Genomic DNA, 1,473 nt, shown 5'->3' on the forward strand with positions numbered 1-1,473 from the left:
GCAAACTTTGAAGTAAATTCGCCGAGCGTTGGCAGTCCGTCTTAAGCAGATTGTTAGCTGCTACGAAGAAGGTTGAGGTCTTCACCCAAATGCCTAATTTGAAATACATTATTAGTTTCAGATGATAATGTAAATTGGACAGCTCAAAAACCAAAATACTATTGATGAAACATGCTTGGCAAAGAATGCTTTCGAAGAAGCCAACAACACAGTGCATGAAACCAATTTAGCTACGGCAACGTTTCAACCCCAGAGAAGCCACACCAAAGAACTAGGCAAACACACCACTTCAGTAAACTGACTTTGGTTGATTTAATCACTTTTCGAACAGTGCCACTGGCGAGATAGTTTACGCATTGGGGCTATCAGGTGTGAAGTTAGAACCCCGTATTCATGAGCACTTAAGCCCCTAGTTTCTTTAAACACTAGCTAACGCCCTGCTAAGTGGCTAGCAACGCAAACCACGACACTTAAACTAACCACCGTAAACACTGTACCAAACTAGAACCAAAATCGCCGAGCGTTGATAGTCCGTCTTAAGCAGTTTGTTAGCTGCTACGATTAAGGTTGAGGTTTTCACCCAAGTGCCTAATTTGAAATACATTATTTCTTTCGAGTAACAATGTAAATTGGACAGCTCACAAACCAAACCCCAATTGATGAAATTGGCTTGGGAAAGAATGCTTTCGAATAAGCCAACTACCAAGTGAGCAAAACTGATTTAGTCACGGTAATGTCAACGCCCAAGAAGCCACACCAAAGAACTAAACAAACACACCACTTCAGTAAACTGACTTTGGTTGATTCAACCACTTTTCGAACAGTGCCACTGGCGAGATACTTTGTACCCTAGAACTTTCGGCTGTAAAGCTGGAGCCCGTATTCATGAGCACTTAACCCATAGTTTCTTAAATTCTAGCTAACGCCCTGCTAAGTGGCTGACAACGCGACCACAACACTAAAAATAACCACCGTAAACACTATACCAAACTAGAACCAAAACTGCCGAGCGTTGATAGTCCGTCTTGAGCAGTTTGTTAGCTGCTACGCAGAAGGTTGCGTTTTTCACCCAAGTTCCTAATTTGAAGTACATTATTGTTTTTGAATGACAATGTACATATAGGACAGCTCGCAAACCAAAACACAGTAGATGATGAAGCATGCTTGGCAGAGAATACTTTCGAAGAAGCCTACTACCAAGTACGCTAAGCAAATTTAGCCGAGGCAACATTTCAACACCCAAGAAACCACGCCAAAGAACTAGACAAGCACACCACTTCAGTAAGCTAATTTGGGTTTATTCAAGCACTTTTCGAACAGTGCCACTGGCGAGATACTTTATGCCTTTAAACTATCAAGTGTGAAGCTAGAACCAAGTAATCATAAGCATTTAACCCATAGTTTCTTCAAATTCTAGCTAACGCCCTGCTAAGTGGCTAGCAACGCAAACCACAACACTAAAAATAACTAGCC

1 protein-coding gene is annotated in these 1,473 nt (G+C 41.7%); it reads right to left on the reverse strand.

Features of this window, described 5'->3' with window-relative positions:
- Positions 1-475: 475 nt before the first annotated feature.
- Positions 476-604 (reverse strand): hypothetical protein, encoded by a 129-nt coding sequence (locus APB76_RS23465; RefSeq protein WP_269085114.1) that lies wholly within the window; start codon positions 602-604, stop codon positions 476-478.
- Positions 605-1,473: the final 869 nt, after the last annotated feature.

Source organism: Vibrio bivalvicida (genome assembly GCF_001399455.2).
Taxonomy (GTDB): Bacteria; Pseudomonadota; Gammaproteobacteria; order Enterobacterales; family Vibrionaceae; genus Vibrio; species Vibrio bivalvicida.